This is a genomic window from Bradyrhizobium sp. 613_E4_N2_2 (genome assembly GCF_052075995.1).
Taxonomy (GTDB): domain Bacteria; phylum Pseudomonadota; class Alphaproteobacteria; order Rhizobiales; family Xanthobacteraceae; genus Bradyrhizobium; species Bradyrhizobium barranii.
This window is the reverse complement of sequence record NZ_CP197234.1, coordinates 1,574,575-1,590,767: the sequence shown is the minus strand read 5'-3', so window position 1 is coordinate 1,590,767 and position 16,193 is coordinate 1,574,575. Positions and strand designations below refer to the sequence as shown.

Sequence of the window (16,193 nt, the reverse complement as noted above, 5' to 3'; positions counted from 1 at the left end):
TTGTATCCCGGCTATGGGCGATGACTGGCATTGCCAGCCACCGCGGCCAGATCAGCGCTTGTCCCAGGTCTGGAGCGGCACCAGCACCGGATCGCCGGTCTTGAGGTTATCCGGCGCCACCACGACGAGTTTTCCATCCTGCCATTGCTGCGCGACCGGGAAGGAACGCTCGTTCTGCCCCTGCATCTCGCTACCCGGCTTGGCGAACTTGACGCCCCAGCCGAGCGAGGTGCCGCCGGCGGGAATGTCGAGCGCAAGCGCTGCCTCCTTCAGCTTGGCGGGATCCGTCACGCCTGCAGTGCGCAGCACCTTGTCGAGCAAAATGTAGGTGCCGACAAAGCCCTGGGTTCCGACGTAGGATGGCGCCTTGCCCTGACTAGCCTGGAAGCGCTTCTGAAACTCGGCGAGCAGCGTTCGCGCCTCCTCTGAGAGCGCCGCCGGATTGATCCCCGCCGACCCCTCGGTGTCGAAGATTCCATTAACGGCGCTCCCCAATCCTTCACCGAAGCTCGCCAGACCGTAAATGCCGCCGGTACCGATGAAAGCCCCGACATTGACGCCGAGCTGCTTCATCTGGCGCTGGATCAGCAGCGCGTCATTGGCATAGGACGAGGCGATGACGATGTCAGCGCCGCTCGCCTTCATGCGCAGCACGAGCGGGGCGAGATCGGTGGTCGTGGCTTTATATGGCAGACGCCCCGCGACCTTGAAGCCGAGGTCCTTGGCCTTTGTCTCGGCCGCGGTTGCAACAGAGGTACCGTAATCCGAATCTTCGTGAACGATGAGCACGGTGAGATCGGCAGGCTTCTTGCCAAGACGCGGCGCAATGGCGCTCGCGGCGAGACTGGCGGCAAGCTGCCCGTTCGAGCTCGCCGTGAACACGAGGCGGAAATAGCCGTTGAAACCGCGCTTGGTCAAACCGTCGGCGATGCCGCCGGTCTCCCAATACAATCCGCCGCGGCGTTCCACCACCTGGCTTGCTGCGTAAGACAGCCCGCTCGAATAGGTACCGGTTATGATCTGCAGATTCTCGAGCGAGGACAGGCGCTCGGCCTCCGACTGCGCCTTGTCCGGGGTCGACGCATCGCCCTGGACGAGTTCGACTTTCTTGCTGGCGATGCCGCCTTTCTCGTTGATCATGTCAACAGCGATACGCGCGCCATTGAGATTTTCATTACCGAGCAGCGCCAGGCCGCCTGTCAGGGGGTAGAGCGCCCCGATGCGCCACGTCTCTTGCGCGCCCGCGGACACGGTCGATGCGGCGAACACGAGAGCCGCCAATACGAGACGTTTCATTGTCTATCCCCCTTGCTGTGTTTCTGCAGTCTGGCGATGACGGTGGCCGCATCCGTCACGTCGGCGAATTGCCGATCCATGTCGAAGAGGCTGATCGCGTGCGAGATCGGCAACCGGTCGAACACCGCGTCGGCCGGAACGATCGCGCGGTAATTGTAGGAAGCGGCGTCGAAGACGGTAGCGCGCACGCAATTGCTGGTTGCACCGCCGAGCACGATCACGGTGTCGATATTGCGTTCGACCAGATAACCGAGCAGTGGCGTCCCGTGGAAACCACTCGGCTTCTTCTTCACGAAGACGATATCTCCTGGCTTGGGTCCGACCTCGGGCAGCAATTCAGCGCCCATCGTTCCGTCGATGCACCAGTCATCGCGCTCCTTCATGAAGGCGCGCTTGCGACCATAGACACCAATATCATTGCCGCTGGCGTCGAGAGCGAAGCGGGTCAGGAACACCGGAACGCCCGCCGCTCGTCCGGCATCCAGGATGGTCGCGATCCGATCGACAGCCGCCCATCCTATTTCACCGCAGGACGAGGGATAGCGCTCGTCGCGAATGCCGCGCTCGCCGACCATGTAGCGTTGCGCATCGATGACTACGATCGCGGGCCTCACGCCGAAACCCATCCGCTGTGCAAACCGCCCTCTCGCCAATACGGCGCGGTCGGCCTCACCCAAATAGCTATCCCAGATCTGCGCGCCGGTTGTGTTGTTCATCGGTCATCCTCGGAGGGTGCGTGGTGGGCGTGCCAATGCTCGGCGACATCAAGGCGCCTGCAGACCCAAACGCGGTCATGCTTGAGGATGTGGTCGAGGACGGTCGCCAGAGCCCGCGCCCTTGCCGGCCGTCCCGTGATGCGCGGATGAAGGCCGATTGACATCAGCCCGGGCTTCTCGGCGCCTTCCCTGTAAAGCTGGTCGAAAGTCGACTTCAGATAGCCCTCAAAATCGTCGGGCGCCGAAAAGCCGGAGGGAGCCGCGAACTTTCCGTCATTGGCATCCATCGTGTAGGGCACGACAAGATGGTTCTTGCGCTCGACCTCGACCCAATAAGGCAGCTCGTCATTGTAGGCGTCCGAATCGTAGCGGAAGCCGCCCTCCTCGACGATAAGGCGGCGCGTATTCTCGCTCGGCCCGAAACGGCAATACCAGCCGAGCGGCCGCTTGCCGGTCGTGCGCTCGATAGAAGCAACCGCGCGCGCGATGCGCTCTCGCTCTTCCTCTTCGCTCAGGCGGAAATGCTCTTCCCAGCGCCAGCCATGACAACAGACATCGAAATTCGAAGCAGCGATGGCCTCCGCTACCTGCGGATTGCGTTCCAGCGCGACAGCACAGCCAAACACCGTTGCGGGCAACTGCCGTTCCTGGAATAGATCGAACAGCCGCCAGATTCCGACCCGGCTGCCATATTCGTACATGGTCTCGAATGCGAGGTCGCGCTGTCCGGCCGGCACCCGCCCGCCCGGGGCCTCGGCAAGGCCAAGCTCGGTACGACCGCTGCCGTCGGGAACGCTGTATTCCGACCCTTCTTCATAGTTGATCGCAAAATTCACGGCGATCCGGGCGTTGCCAGGCCAGCGCGGATCGGGGCGTTTTCGGCCGTAACCTACGAAATCACGCGGATGTTCGGAACTTGGCCGCCAGACGCCTGTCATGCTCTGTCCTCTCCCTGTGCAGGGAGCCGGCCTGCGGCCCGCAACTCATCAATGATCTCGTCGCGATCCTGGTCGATCCGTGCGCCGGTGCGACGGATAGCGCCGGGCGTGCGCGACATCACCGGGAAGACGTTCTGCATCCGCACCGGGCCGAGATCCTCGTCCGGTACCGAGACCACCGAGTTTCGCGCGATATATTGCTGATCGCCGAAGATTTGCTCAACATCATAGATTGGCGCAATCGCGGCCTCGACACGCTCAAAGGTCTCGAGGACTTGGGGCAGATCATGTTTGGCGATCCAGCCACCGACGATCCGATCTATCTCCTCGACATGCTTGATGCGGTCGAGGTTGGTCTGGAAGCGCGGATCATCCGCCGTACCCGGGCCCCCCGTCAGGTCGAGCACACGCTTGACGATACTGGGTGTCGCCGCCGAAAGCGCCACCCAGCGCCCCTCACGCGTACGATAGGCATTGCGCGGCGCATTGTTGACCGAACGATTTCCAGTGCGGTTCTGGATCACACCGAGCTGGTCGAAGATGATCGGTTGCGGTCCCAGCAAGGCAAAGATTGGTTCGTAAATGGCAAGATCAATATACTGGCCCTTGCCGCTGCCGCCGATGTCACGTTCGTAAATCGCGAACATCGCCGCAAAGCAGCCGTAATAGGCCGCAATGCCGTCGGCGAGCCCAAATGGCGGCAAAGTCGGCGGGCCATCGGGCTGGCCGGTTATATGGGCGAAGCCGGACATCGCCTCCGCCAGCGTGCCAAAGCCAGCGCGTCGGCTATACGGCCCGGTCTGGCCGAAGCCGGTCACCCGCACCATCACAAGCCGGGGATTGATCTTTGAGAGCACGTCCCAGCCAAGCCCCCAACCTTCCAGCGTTCCGGTTCGGAAATTCTCCACGAGAATATCCGCGTCGACGATCATCGCCTTGAAGATCTCGGCGTCCGCGGCGGTCTTCAAATCGAGCGCGATGCAACGCTTGTTGCGCCCAGTGGTCTTCCACCAGAGGCCGTGCCCTTCTTTTTTGGCGCCCATGTTCCGTAACGGATCGCCGCTCGGGTGCTCGATCTTGATGACGTCGGCCCCGAAATCGCCCATGAGCGTCGAGATGATCGGCCCCGCGAACAGCGTCGCGCAATCAATGACGCGCAAACCCTTCAGAGGGCCTGCGGCTGCAGGCATGGCGCGTTCGGTTTTCATCGTTTCAGGCATGGTGGGCCGCCCCTTCGACGATTCTCAGCACTGCGTGGGCCCGGTCGATAAATGGTCCATCGGCCATGACGCCATCGACCATGAACGCCCCGACCCCGCGCGCGAGCATCTCTTCGGCTTTGGCGACGATGCGCCGCGCATTTTCGATTTCCGCGGGGCGCGGAAAGAATACCGCGTTGGCGATGTCGATCTGACTGGGATGGATACAACTCTTTCCCGCAAGACCTAACGCGCGGCCGGCTTCAGCATCCATACGGAACGCTTCGCCATCCGCCACGCCGACGAATGCTCCGTCAAAGGCGTCGATACCGGCTTCGGCAGCGGCAAGCCGGACAGCCAGCCGCACCGGTGCCAGCGCAAGCGGACTACGCTCGACTCCAAGTGGTTCGAACAGATCGCCGAAGCCCAGCTGCAAGCCGATAACCCGCTCATGGGACAACGAGATCTCGGCCGCCACACGAAGGCCTCGGGCGGTTTCGATATTGGCGAGAATGCCAACGCGGCGGCCGATACCGTTTTCGCGCTCGAGCCGATCGAGGAGGCGCGCCGTCTCCAGGATCGTTTCGGCACTTTCGACCTTCGGAAGATTGACGATGTCGAGGCCGGGTCGCACGACCGCCTCAAGATCGTCGGCAAAGAAAGGCTCGCCCCAGGGATTGATGCGGACAATCACAACCTTTCCCGACGTTGTGCGACGTTCAAGCGCCCTCGCGACGTAGTCGCGCGCTTCGATCTTGCGGTCTTCCGCCACGGCATCTTCGAGATCAAATGAGATTGCATCGGCGGCCGATTGCCACGCTTTGTCGAACAACTCGGGACGGGAACCCGGTACGAAGAGCTTGCTTCGCATCGACGGGGAACGGGTAGCAGACATCGCCACGACCTACCTATGAGAGCGGGTTATACCTCGCCGTCCAGCGAGCCCCCGTTTTCGCGTTGGCTTTTCCGGAAAGCCGCTTCATTCCATCCTTAGATTGCTTGTTCGGCAAATATAATGTTGTTAGAGGGGCATTCCTGCAAGGAATGGCCTTAAACAACTAAAACGTGCAGCCATGGACCTTCGCAAGCTTCGATATTTTGTCGACATCGTCGAGGCCAAAAGCATCAGCAAAGCGGCTGCGAGTCTTCACGTAGCCCAGCCTGCCTTGACCAAGAGCATCCAGTCGCTCGAACAAGAACTAGGTGCAGTGCTTTTGCAACGCTCGGCCAAGGGTGTTGCTATGACGGAAGCAGGGGCCAGGCTCTACGAGCACTGTCAGATTGTCTTTAAACAACTCGACCGGGCCCGGCACGATGTACGCAAATCGATCGAACGACCGTCGGGTGTAGTGACCGTCGGACTACCGCACAGCTTGATGACGGTGCTCGCGTTGCCACTGTTGCAGCTCACTACGGCGCGTTATCCCGATGTTCGCCTGGAGCTGAAGCAAGAGCACACCCATTTGCTGGTTAACGATATCCGAGCGGGAAAGTTGGATTTCGCCGTAATGGCAGAACCGCGCTCAGCATCGGGCCTGCACTGCCAGCAACTTCTGAAAGAGGAGCTTCTTTTTGTCGGACCGACCTCAGTCGACCTGAGTGCCCGTCAGACCCATATCTCCTTCCTGGATGCTTCGGTGCACGAGTTTATCCTTCCGTCGGTCGGCAATGGCCTTCGCCATACGGCAGAAGGACATTTTCGCGCCCGCTCCCTGCCGCTCAACGTCAAACACGAAGTCGACGCCATCGCCCTGATCACGCAATGCGTACAAGCCGGGCTTGGCGTCTCGCTGCTGCCAGGCGGCTGCATTCGCATGGATGCCGACCAGGGCCGTATTCGGGCGATGCCCTTCGCGGAGGGGGGCTGCCATCGTACCATTGTGTTGTGCCAGGCGGCGGGAGCAGCCTTATCTCCAGCAGCGGCCACCGTGGTGGCAGTAGTGGAAGAGGCTGCCCGGGAATTGGTGACTGGCGGTCAGTGGCTTGGAGCTAGGTTGGCTTGAGGGCTTCTCGCGTGGCAAATGCGCATTCGACAGCCCGTCGCAATCTACGCCAACATGCGCGTGCGATCTGCCCTTTTGCCTTCGAAACATCGCTTTGTTCTCCGGCCCAGCTTCGCTGAGCTAGTCTGGATGAAAGCTCGAATTTGCACTGCCCCATGGTTACGATACCATCTCCTGCCGTTTTCTTGCGACCCGTCACTCCTTTGAAACCCGACAGGGATCGTCTAGACCTCTTTCGGCTTCAAGGTCGCTTTTGACCGACGATCCTTCCCTTATTCCGGGGCTGGCGAGTACGCTCGCGAGGGTGGCTTGAACACATTGGAAGGCTCCACCGTGCCCTCCCGGTCCACACCCGAGCGAGATAGGAGCGTGGTCGGACACGCAACGTGATGGCCAGGAACTCTTCGACGGATTTGCGCAAATAGTTGCCGGTCATCGGGTTTGCGACTCCGGGCCGATCACGACGAAGCAGGGATCCGCGCGTCGATCGGCGAGCGAGGTCTCAATACACAGAGACGTCTAGCAATCAGGGTCCAGAGGCACCGCACCAGTTTCGCACCGGAAACGGCGTCAACCAAACGTAACGAAAGCAATTGGACTCGAACAAAACGCGGGCAAATCAACGAAGGTGACCGATATTCTGCCGCTCATAACGGTCTGGTTGCAGGTTCGAGTCCTGCCGGGCCCACCAACGTGATCAATAGCTTACTTCATTCTCGTTGCCTGCCGAGAGCCGCTTCTATGGAGCGCGTGTTCGGCCCCCGGATCATCGACCAAGCCATGCTTCCTAAGGCTTGGCTTGCGACAGCCTGTCCTTCGTGGAACTGAGCGGGTTGAAAGATACAATCTTCACGAAATAATCGCGCCGATCAGCGCCAACCGGTTGATCCTCACCACCGGCGTATTGCCAATCGTCTCCAGGGTAGTTTGATATTTCTGTCTCATTCGCCTCTCCTGATATCGCCTCTGGCGAAAGCTGCCGTCCTTGCTTGGTCCTGTCCGGCTACCGGCGGCGTCAGATCTCAATTTTAGCGGAAGCGATGATGCTGGCGAGCGTGACGAGCGAAGTCACCAGCAGGTAATAACCGACATAATTGATGCCGTACTCACTTTGGAGCCAGGTCGCGATGTAGGGCGCTAACGACGCGCCGAGGATTCCCGCCAGAGTGAACGTGATTGAGGATCCGCTGTAGCGCACCTGGGTCGGGAAAGGCGCGGCCAGCGCGGCGCCAAGCACGCCGTAGTTCAGCCCCACCAGGACCATGCCGGTCGTGGCAAAGACATAGATGCCGCCAATGCCTGCGTTCAGCAGCGGCCCGAATGCGGAGGAGAATGCCGCTATCGCCACGACGGTCGCGATCAGCAATTCGCGCCGCCCAAAGCGGTCGCCCAGTTTTCCCGAAGCGATGGTCGCAAGGCCGAACAACACCGATCCGTAGATCTGCACTTTCAACGCGTCGAGCAATGAAATCCCGGTGACTTTCACATTGTAGGACAGCAGATAGGCTGTGCAGAGGTAGAAAATCACGAAGGTCACTAACGCTACAAACGTGCCAAGAAATACGCTGCGCTTATAGCTCCGCATCAACTCCACTCCGGGAACTGCGACCCGCTCCGCGTTCACGATGGTTTGCTGGAATTCCGGTGTTTCGGTAATCGAAAGCCGTACCCATAGGCCAATAGCGATCAGTACAATCGACGAAACAAAGGGAACGCGCCATCCCCAGCTCAGGAAAGCATCCTTCGAGATGAGATGCAGCAGGCTCCAGAACACGCTTGATGCCAGAAAAAGTCCGAGAGGCGCGCCCAGTTGCGGAAACATTCCGTACCAGTTGCGCTTGCCATCGGGCGCGTTCTCGGTCGCCAGCAGCACCGCGCCGCCCCACTCTCCGCCAAGGCCCAAACCCTGGCCGAATCGACAAAGCGCCAACAGAAGCGGTGCAAGGACCCCGATTTGTCCATAGCTCGGCAGGAGACCGACGATGACAGTCGAAATCCCCATGGTCAGCAACGCTGCTACCAGCGTGGCCTTGCGGCCAATCCGGTCCCCGAAATGACCAAAGACGATCGCACCAAGAGGTCGTGCGAAAAATGCTATCGAGAAGGTAGCAAACGAAGCAAGCAGCGCCGTGGTGGGATCGCTATTTGGGAAAAACTGCGTCGGAAAGACGAGGACCGCTGCCGTTGCATAAACATAAAAGTCGAAGAACTCAATTGTGGTGCCGATCAAACTCGCCAGCAGCACCTGCACGGGAGAATTGGAAGACCTGTCGAATCGTCTGCCCGCAACGGCTAAGGCAAAGCGTGTTTCACGTAGCATCGTGCATAACCCTTCAGTCGCATTTTTCGAGCGGAGCAATCGATCGACGCGAGGTGCGATCAACATGCGAGGCATGAGGCAAAAAACATCCTGATCGGTGAAGTCAATACGACGTGAAGTTCCATCGAATCTGCGCTACCTGCGTGCCGGCAGAACTTTTTATCACCCGCCATAGCTGATGCCCGTATTCCTGCTGGGATATTCTCCGCAATCTCTGTGTGTACTTTGAACATTCGCCGTGCCTCATGGATCGCGCGGGCTCGATTAAGTTGGCCGATCAACCGACGGAAATTGGAACTTCAACGAGATTTGCGTTGCCGCTCGCAATTCCGGCCTCGATCGCCGGCGCGATATCAGCTGCTCGTTCCACCCTTCGCCCGGGCAACCCCATCGCGCGAGCCAATGACAGATAGTCGATTGCTGGCCGCCTGATATCCATGGCGATGAAGCGGTTCGACTTCGCCGCGACATAGTTCGCCTGTGTTCTCATGAAGTTCTTGAGCACGTTGTACTCGCGATTGTTCATGACGACGAACGTCACGGGGAGCTTCTCGTGCGCGGCGGTCCAAAGCGCTTGCGGGGAATACATCGCCGCTCCGTCGCCAACGAAGCAAACGACCGGTGCGCGACCGAGACCAAGCGAACAGCCGACGGCTGCCGGCATACCCCAACCTAGCCCACCGCCGCGTATGAACGAGTATTGGTTTGGCGAGTGGCTGTTGAGGAATTTTCGCACGTGGCCCGATGTAGCGACGGCCTCGTCGACGATGGCGATATCTGGCCCGATCGCGCGCACGGCTTCCCGCGCCGCGACCAACGGCGTGGTGACGGGGCAATCCATTTGGGTGTCCGCGACCTCGGCGAGCGCGCGCCATTCTGCGACCCGCTGCACCTGCGCTTTCTTGCGCAGCGCCGTGTAGGCTTCGCGATTGCCTTTCGCCGCCTCGAACAGGTGCGGAAGAAGCGTCTTGAGCGATGCCTTGAGCTCGCCGACAACGGAGAGCTTAGTGACATAGGTGCGACCGAGATCCCGTACGTCCGCGGACAGCTGGAATACGTCACATCCAGGCGGGATCGCAGAGCCTTCTGTGTAGAGAATGGTGACAAGGGATTTCCCGCCCAACGCAAAGATCGCATCGTAGTGGGAAAGTATTTCGGCCATGCCTTTCGCCACGGTCGGAAAGTTCCCAGCCCAGAGCGGGTGGGATGTCGGAAACGGAATACGGGACGGCCAAGACGACCCATAGACGGACGCGCCGAGAGCCTCCGCTACAGCCACCGTTTCCTCAGCCGCATCGCTCGCGTAGACCTCGTCGCCGGCGATGAGCGCGAGGCGCCCCGGCGCTACGGCCGCGAGATGCAGCGCAAGCTGGTCGAGGGAGCCCGCGACCGCGTTACCATCCACGTGAGACCGCGCCCCGATATCGACCGTGCTCATTTCCTCCATGACATTCATAGGCAACGACAGGAATACAGGCCCCGTAGGAGCCGCGCCTGCATCGTGGAACGCGCGACGGACCAGCACAGGAAGTTGATCGGCGCTCGCGACTTCGCGCGCCCATTTCACGGCGGGCTCTGCGATCCGCACAAGGTCGCCGAAGAGAAGTGGATCCGTTACGGTGTGCCGCGAGTCCTGCTGACCAGCTGTCACCACCAACGGAGTGTGAGAGACGCTTGCGTTGAGGAGATTGCCCATCCCGTGCCCGAGGCCGCCGGCCGTGTGCAGATTCAGGAAGGCGGGACGCCTGGCGGCCTGCGCATATCCGTCCGCCATGGCGACCGCGGTAGCCTCCTGTAGCGCCAGCACGTATTTCAGATCCGGATTGCTAAGCAATGCGTCTATCAGCGGGAGCTCAGTCGTTCCGGGATTTCCGAAGATGTATTCAACGCCTTCGCTGGAAAGTACTTCGAGCAAGACGTCGGCGCCGCGGCGCGCGCCAAGTTGCTCCACCTTGGAAAAGGTATTCCTCAACATTGGTAGCTCCTTTAGCCGGTATGTGACACGATGGATCGATCGGGGTCCGCCACGGACCGACAATCGACCTGAGTTTGCAAAAGGGACGCGTGCAGCAAGCTTTGCGAAGCACAGTCGCTTTGGACCTCGACGCTTCCTACGCCCGGATGGCGAGCGAGCCTCGTTGCAATGAAGCCAGCAATCGCATTGCAGGGAACGGACAATGAGATTGTCACGACGGCAGCCCCGTCATCCCCACGAGCGAGGATCAACGTCTGCAGATGGAGGCCCAAGCGCTGAACGTCGTCCACGACACGAACAAGGCCGCTACAGCAATCTCCGAGCGCGGCTCGGAGGACCACGTTGCGCATTTGCTGTTCAGGCATGACTATCCTCGCTTCTGCTTCGTCAGGAAATCTATGTGGACGGCGACCGGATTTTTTGCTGAAGATTGTCGCAACTCGCAGAAGCCGCCGAACAAGGTTCGGAAAAATTGCCGATAGCCAGAACAATCGTTCTGTGCAGCGCTCGGGTACCGCGCTGCCCCTGGTCGACCTCCGAAATCGAAAGATGCACTCGGCCTTGAGGCGCGAATGTCGGCCTGTCGCAATCTGTTGCTGGGCGAAGCTGAAGGGTCTCGAGGCGAATGGCGCGAGCCAGCTTGCAATGCTCAATCGCCGGGATCGGTTTAGACAAAACTGTCTTCGTTAAACCGACGCTCAACAAGCACGACGACAAAGTGTTGGCTGAGTTTGGCGGCGGCTACGGGCGCCCGACCTTCGGGTCGCTTCACGGTCGTGCCGCGGGAGCAGCCGCCGATCTTGCACGGCAGCGTTCCTTGGCGGTATCAGACTTCGCGCCAACGATCGGTCTGGAAAACTATCTTCAGCAGACGATCGTCAATTTCGTCGCCGGCCTAGGGGTGCGTTCGTTCCACGCTTAATGCAGAGGTTCGGGTAAGCGGTTTGGTCCTCGAAGCCGTCGAGGCTCCGCCGCTGGTCGGGCAACATATTGTGTGGGAGCAGCGGAATGTTGCCTCCCTACATCGTTCCTGGAGGCGTGCGAAGCGTTCTCGCCGACCGTCTAGTCGCGGAGATCGGCGCGACCGTGGCGACACCGTCCTCGACAACCCGCGGGAGCGTGTGTGGCAGGATTATCTCCGGACCCACTTTCGTGATGTCGGTTTGACCGCAAAATGCCATGGTCAAATCGAGTTGCTTGGCGATGATCTGAAGCACGCGAGTCACCCCTTCCTGACCCTTCGCGCCCAGCCCATACAAGAACGGGCGCCCTATCAACGTACCGTGCGCGCCCAGCGCGATGGCCTTCAAAACATCTTGGCCGGAACGCATCCCGCTGTCGAGCCAAACTTCAATTTCACCTTTGACCGCCTCGACGATTGTCGGAAGCGTCGCAATAGTTGATGGTGCACCATCAAGCTGTCGTCCACCATGATTGCTGACGATGAGGGCGTCAGCGCCGCTTCGGACCGCATTGCGCGCATCCCTTGAGTCCATGATGCCCTTGAGGACAAGCTTGCCCGGCCAGCGTTCCTTGACCCACTCGATATCATCCCAGCTCAAGCTGGAGTCGAACTGCTGGGCTGTCCATTCGGCGAGTGATCCCATGTCGGTTACACCTTTCGCGTGCCCAACGATATTTCCCAGCCGACGACGCGGCGTCGCGGCCATTCTCATGCACCAGCTCGGATGAGATGCCATGTCGATAATGCTCTTGAGTGTGATCTTCGGTGGCGTTGAAAGACCATTGCGAGCATCCTTATAGCGATCGCCTATGATCTGCAGATCGAGGGTCAGAACCAGCGCGTCACATCCGGCATCAACCGCCCGCAGCAGCAGCTCCTCCATGAAGCCGCGATCGCGCATGAAATAAAGCTGAAACCAGAACGGCCGGCGGGTATGTTTGGCAACGTCTTCCAGTGAGCAGACGCTCATCGTCGACATCGTGTAGCGAATACCGAACTCGGCTGCAGCGCGCGCTGCAAGGATCTCGCCATCCGCGTGAATCATGCCGGCAAGCCCGGTCGGGGCGAGCGCAACCGGCATGGCGACATCCGTGCCGATCATCTTCGTTCCCAGTGAGCGATGGGCTAGGTCGCGCGCTACACGTTGCCGTAGAAGGATTTTCTGGAAGTCGGTTTGATTTGAGCGGTACGTCCCTTCGGACCACGAGCCAGAATCGACAAAATCGTAAAACATCCGGGGAACTCGGCGCTTCGCCAGCAAGCGCAGGTCCTCAATATCGCTGATGATTTCCATATTTTTTCCCACGCTCCATGGTCCGGGCGCGATTCAACAGCTACGTCCTCTGAACCCATAATAAGTCTGTACTCGCTCGCGGCGAGGACATGGGGCCTCATGCGACCCGCCTCTGCGCCGGGCTATCATTCGCAGACCACCCTGATCGTTCACGTCAACAATAAGCTAGGTATCCGGCCGAAGCGTTGAACCACCCAAGAGGCGAATGAGACCGCTGCAGCAAGCGTGGCTAAGGGGATCGCGGCAGACATCTTGTTGTCCTGGCATGACGGTCCTCGTTCTTTTCCATTTCGAAAGGAAATTTAAGTGGCGGATGGCCGGAATTTTTGCTGAAGTTTGTTGGAGCTGACGGAACAGGCCGAACAGGAACCGAGGAAATGGCTGATAGACAGGACAGGCGTTCTGAGCGGCGCTCTGACACCTCGCCGCCTGCGTTCGACCTCGCCGATCGAAAGATACTTTCGGCCTTACAGGCTGACGGGCGGCTCACTGTGAGTGAACTCGGCGCGAAGGCCGGCCTTTCGCAATCTGCCTGCTGGAGACGAGGTTGAAGCGTCTCGAGGCGAACGGCGCAATTCAGCGCTATGCTGCGATCCTCAACCACAAGGCGATCGGCTTAGCCAACACCGTTTTCGTTGAACTCACGCTCAATAAGCACGACGACAAAGTGTTGGAAGAGTTCGGCACCGCCTTGGCCCGTATACCCGAAGTCATAGAGGCCCATCTCGTCTCTGGAGACTATGACTATTTGGTCAAGGTCGTGGTTTCCGACACGGAGCATTACGAACGGTTTTTGCGTGAGAGGCTCTATAAGATTCCGGGAATCCAGCACTCACGATCGACTTTTGCGCTCCGTGCGCTCAAAGACGCTGTCTCGGTCGACCCTTTGCTCCTTCGCTAACAGTAGCGGTCAGCGCTCAATTTGGTTTCGATTCACGCCCAATTTGAGCCGGATCGTCCAATCACGCAGCAGGCTCCAACCATAAGCTTATTGTTTTCGATCTGGACGAGCGGTTAGCCTTAGCTGCTGTCCAGGAGGCGCCTCCCGCTGACTCCACCCAAACGGCTTGCCTTTAGCCTTCTAGTCCCGCGCTACAAGATCCAGCATGCCGCGAAGATCCTCTGAAAACTGCGCTCCGTGCTTCTTTTGGAAGCTGGAATGTGCAGTCTTCCACAAGGGATAGGCGTCCTGTAGCACCTTGGATCCTTTCTTAGTGAGACTAACAGTACGACTGCGCCGGTCCAGGTCGGACACGGTCGCGGCAATCAAACCGTCGCGCACAAGAGGCCTCATATTTTTACCCATCGTGGTCCGATTCATAACCATCACTCCGGCAAGTTCGTTGACAGAAAGACTGCCTCTCTCATTCAGAACAGCAAGGATCATGTACTGCGTTGAACGAATGCCCGACGGAGCCAATATCGTGTCGTAGATCTGCGTGAGATGGCGGGCCGCCTTGCGGAGAAAAAAGCAATTGCAGTCCCGTACGTTAATTCGCTCCACCGACATCTCCAGAATTCCAACAATACGAACATACAGGAACTTCAGCTTGGATTCCACTTCCCCTCGCACAAACGAACCATCGCGATAGACGCAGCAGCGCGTTCCAAGACATCGGGACCAACCCCAGGCTTGCTATCCGGCCGCATCCACCACGCCCCTTGTGTGCCGAGAGCCGGACCGATCTTCCAAATCTCGCACAGCACTTGGTCTCACGGTCAATTGACACCCACTCTGCATATAAGAGCATATACTCCTAATATCGAAAGATGCTCCTATCGAGGGAAGACTCCGATGGTTGATCCACTGTTTTTGATTTCCGGCGCCACCGGCACGACGGGCAGAGCCGCCGTCAGAGCGCTAAGGCGCGCGGGACAACGTGTGCGGGCCCTCGTGCATAAGGAAGACGCTCGAGCGAAAGCGCTGCGCGAAGAAGGTGCTGAAACCGTTGTCGGCGAATTGCTTGACCTGGACCGGACACGGGCCGCAATGGAAGGCGTCCGAGGTGCTTATTTCGTGTACCCGTTCGAGCCAGGCCTCATTGAGGCGGCTGCGTTTTTTGCACAGGCGGCGATAGAGGCGGGGATCGAATCGATCGTCAATATGTCGCAAAAGCCTGCACGCCGGGAAGCGAAAAGCGAAGCATCTCGCGATCACTGGATCACCGAGCAGGTATTTGATTGGTCTGGTGTTCCGACCACTCACATTCGGCCGACGTTTTTCGCCGAATGGTTTCTCTATCCGATGGACGGTTGGAACGTAAAAGGAGGCGTCATTGAGTTTCCGTTTGCCGATGGACGGCACGCTCCAATAGCCGGTGAAGACCAAGGCCGAGTGATTGCTGCACTCTTGCAGACCCCGAAGCCTCATGCTGGCAAGGCATACCCTCTGTACGGCCCGGTCGAACTCAATCACCACGAAATCGCAGAGAAATTGACAAAGACGCTAGGCCGACCCTTTGTCTACAAGCCGCTCACCATTCCAGAGTTCCGCGAGCGAATGGAAAACAGCGGACGAGCTCCGCGATTTGTGCAGCACATCGCCTCCGTGGCACAAGACTATCAGGACGGACTCTTTGCTGGCACCAACAATGTCGTCGAAGATCTCACCGGCAGAAAGCCCCTGACTGTCGAGAAATTCGCCGAAACCAATCGCGTCAGATTTGCCAAGTAACACCAGGACGACAATCCGCTTTTTTTCGCGGAGATTTCGCCCCGCTTTCTGTTCATCTTCGATCAAAACCACAGTTTCTTAGATGGCGCAAACTCCCGCAGATTTCGTCCTCGACAACGCGATATGGTTCTCGCTTACGACCGGGCATTCTGACATTGCCGAAGGTGACGGAAGGGCTCGTCGTTATCCGATTGGAGTTTCCCCACTGGGAGCGATCCAGGATACGTCCGATGCGAGCTTTGACGCCCTTGCCGCGCTTCTTCAACCGAATGAGGAAATCGCGCTGGGTAGCCCAACTGAAATCTTGCCGACCGGTGGGCTTGAAGCTTTTGCGCGCATGACACTGAAACAGATGGTAAGATCATCTCTCAGCCGTCCAATTCCAGAACAACATGTGGTCCCGCTCGGCACCGCCGATGTGGCCGACATGCTGACTCTCATCGAAATCACAAAGCCTGGTCCCTTTCGCAGTCGAACACACGAGTTGGGCCAATACTTCGGAATTCGAGTGGACGGCCGACTCGTGGCAATGGCGGGAGAGCGACTGCGCCCCGTTGGTTACACCGAGATAAGCGCCGTATGTACTCACCCCAATTATCGGGGACGAGGATATGGACGAGGCCTGGTCGAAACACTCGTGAGAAACATTATCGACCGAGGTAACGTCCCGATCTTGCACGTAGAGAAGGACAATCAAGCGGCATCCCTTTACGAGGCGGTCGGATTTTCGATACGGCAAACGATCCACTTGATTGGTCTGAGGAAGCCAAACGCTGTCTCTTCGTAGCGACGATGTCCCAGGGATGGTCGGGTG

Annotated in this window: 14 protein-coding genes, 1 tRNA gene and 1 pseudogene; 7 read left to right on the top strand and 9 right to left on the bottom strand. The window is 59.0% G+C overall.

Features of this window, described 5'->3' with window-relative positions; genetic code table 11:
- Positions 1-51: 51 nt before the first annotated feature.
- The 5 genes from AB7290_RS07460 to AB7290_RS07440 are packed head-to-tail and all read right to left on the bottom strand — an operon-like array spanning position 52 to position 5,044.
- The gene (locus AB7290_RS07460; RefSeq protein WP_071909853.1) at positions 52-1,296 is read right to left on the bottom strand and encodes an ABC transporter substrate-binding protein; all 1,245 of its coding nucleotides are present in this window, start codon (positions 1,294-1,296) and stop codon (positions 52-54) included.
- Positions 1,293-1,973: a cysteine hydrolase family protein gene (locus tag AB7290_RS07455; RefSeq protein WP_354119270.1), complete on the bottom strand. Its 681-nt coding sequence runs from the start codon at positions 1,971-1,973 to the stop codon at positions 1,293-1,295. Before AB7290_RS07455 ends, AB7290_RS07460 begins: the two co-directional genes overlap by 4 nt.
- Before the next feature lie 35 nt (positions 1,974-2,008).
- The gene (locus tag AB7290_RS07450) at positions 2,009-2,950 is read right to left on the bottom strand and encodes an allantoinase PuuE (RefSeq protein WP_085400551.1); all 942 of its coding nucleotides are present in this window, start codon (positions 2,948-2,950) and stop codon (positions 2,009-2,011) included.
- On the bottom strand, positions 2,947-4,170 hold the full coding sequence (locus AB7290_RS07445; RefSeq protein WP_085400549.1) for a CaiB/BaiF CoA transferase family protein: 1,224 nt from the start codon (positions 4,168-4,170) through the stop codon (positions 2,947-2,949). The genes AB7290_RS07450 and AB7290_RS07445 overlap by 4 nt, the downstream gene beginning before the upstream one ends.
- Positions 4,163-5,044: an HpcH/HpaI aldolase/citrate lyase family protein gene (locus AB7290_RS07440; RefSeq protein WP_224517487.1), complete on the bottom strand. Its 882-nt coding sequence runs from the start codon at positions 5,042-5,044 to the stop codon at positions 4,163-4,165. Before AB7290_RS07440 ends, AB7290_RS07445 begins: the two co-directional genes overlap by 8 nt.
- Positions 5,045-5,222: 178 nt before the next feature.
- Between AB7290_RS07440 and AB7290_RS07435 the strand changes: the two genes are divergently transcribed.
- Positions 5,223-6,152 carry a LysR family transcriptional regulator gene (locus tag AB7290_RS07435; protein ID WP_085400546.1) on the top strand — a complete coding sequence of 310 codons (930 nt, stop codon included), beginning with the start codon at positions 5,223-5,225 and terminating at the stop codon, positions 6,150-6,152.
- A gap of 612 nt (positions 6,153-6,764) precedes the next feature.
- Positions 6,765-6,843, top strand: a tRNA-Met gene (locus tag AB7290_RS07430).
- 324 nt (positions 6,844-7,167) lie between these two features.
- On the opposite strand, the gene AB7290_RS07425 is transcribed toward AB7290_RS07430, so the two are convergent.
- Both AB7290_RS07425 and AB7290_RS07420 read right to left on the bottom strand, forming a co-directional pair.
- Positions 7,168-8,472 (bottom strand): MFS transporter, encoded by a 1,305-nt coding sequence (locus AB7290_RS07425; RefSeq protein ID WP_085400544.1) that lies wholly within the window; start codon positions 8,470-8,472, stop codon positions 7,168-7,170.
- Positions 8,473-8,749: 277 nt separating this feature from the next.
- On the bottom strand, positions 8,750-10,447 hold the full coding sequence (locus AB7290_RS07420; RefSeq protein WP_085400542.1) for a thiamine pyrophosphate-binding protein: 1,698 nt from the start codon (positions 10,445-10,447) through the stop codon (positions 8,750-8,752).
- A 625-nt stretch (positions 10,448-11,072) separates the two neighbouring features.
- Here AB7290_RS07420 and AB7290_RS07415 point away from each other — a divergent pair.
- Positions 11,073-11,369, top strand: coding sequence for a hypothetical protein (locus AB7290_RS07415; protein WP_085400538.1), 297 nt, complete (start codon positions 11,073-11,075; stop codon positions 11,367-11,369).
- A gap of 208 nt (positions 11,370-11,577) precedes the next feature.
- Here the strand turns inward: AB7290_RS07415 and AB7290_RS07410 are convergent.
- Positions 11,578-12,705 (bottom strand): annotated as a pseudogene (locus tag AB7290_RS07410) (alpha-hydroxy acid oxidase); the annotation flags it as partial.
- Between the two features lie 377 nt (positions 12,706-13,082).
- On the opposite strand from AB7290_RS07410, the gene AB7290_RS07405 reads away from it, so the two are divergent.
- Complete coding sequence (locus AB7290_RS07405) at positions 13,083-13,256, top strand: AsnC family transcriptional regulator (RefSeq protein WP_349642886.1); 174 nt, start codon at positions 13,083-13,085, stop codon at positions 13,254-13,256.
- Positions 13,253-13,606 (top strand): Lrp/AsnC family transcriptional regulator, encoded by a 354-nt coding sequence (locus tag AB7290_RS07400; RefSeq protein WP_349642885.1) that lies wholly within the window; start codon positions 13,253-13,255, stop codon positions 13,604-13,606. Before AB7290_RS07405 ends, AB7290_RS07400 begins: the two co-directional genes overlap by 4 nt.
- 180 nt (positions 13,607-13,786) lie before the next feature.
- Here AB7290_RS07400 and AB7290_RS07395 read toward each other — a convergent pair whose 3' ends face one another.
- Positions 13,787-14,266: a MarR family winged helix-turn-helix transcriptional regulator gene (locus AB7290_RS07395; protein WP_085400534.1), complete on the bottom strand. Its 480-nt coding sequence runs from the start codon at positions 14,264-14,266 to the stop codon at positions 13,787-13,789.
- A 234-nt stretch (positions 14,267-14,500) separates the two neighbouring features.
- On the opposite strand from AB7290_RS07395, the gene AB7290_RS07390 reads away from it, so the two are divergent.
- Positions 14,501-15,379, top strand: a complete 879-nt coding sequence (locus AB7290_RS07390) for an NmrA family NAD(P)-binding protein (protein ID WP_085400532.1) — start codon at positions 14,501-14,503, stop codon at positions 15,377-15,379.
- A gap of 82 nt (positions 15,380-15,461) precedes the next feature.
- Positions 15,462-16,166 carry a GNAT family N-acetyltransferase gene (locus tag AB7290_RS07385; protein ID WP_085400531.1) on the top strand — a complete coding sequence of 235 codons (705 nt, stop codon included), beginning with the start codon at positions 15,462-15,464 and terminating at the stop codon, positions 16,164-16,166.
- Positions 16,167-16,193: the final 27 nt, after the last annotated feature.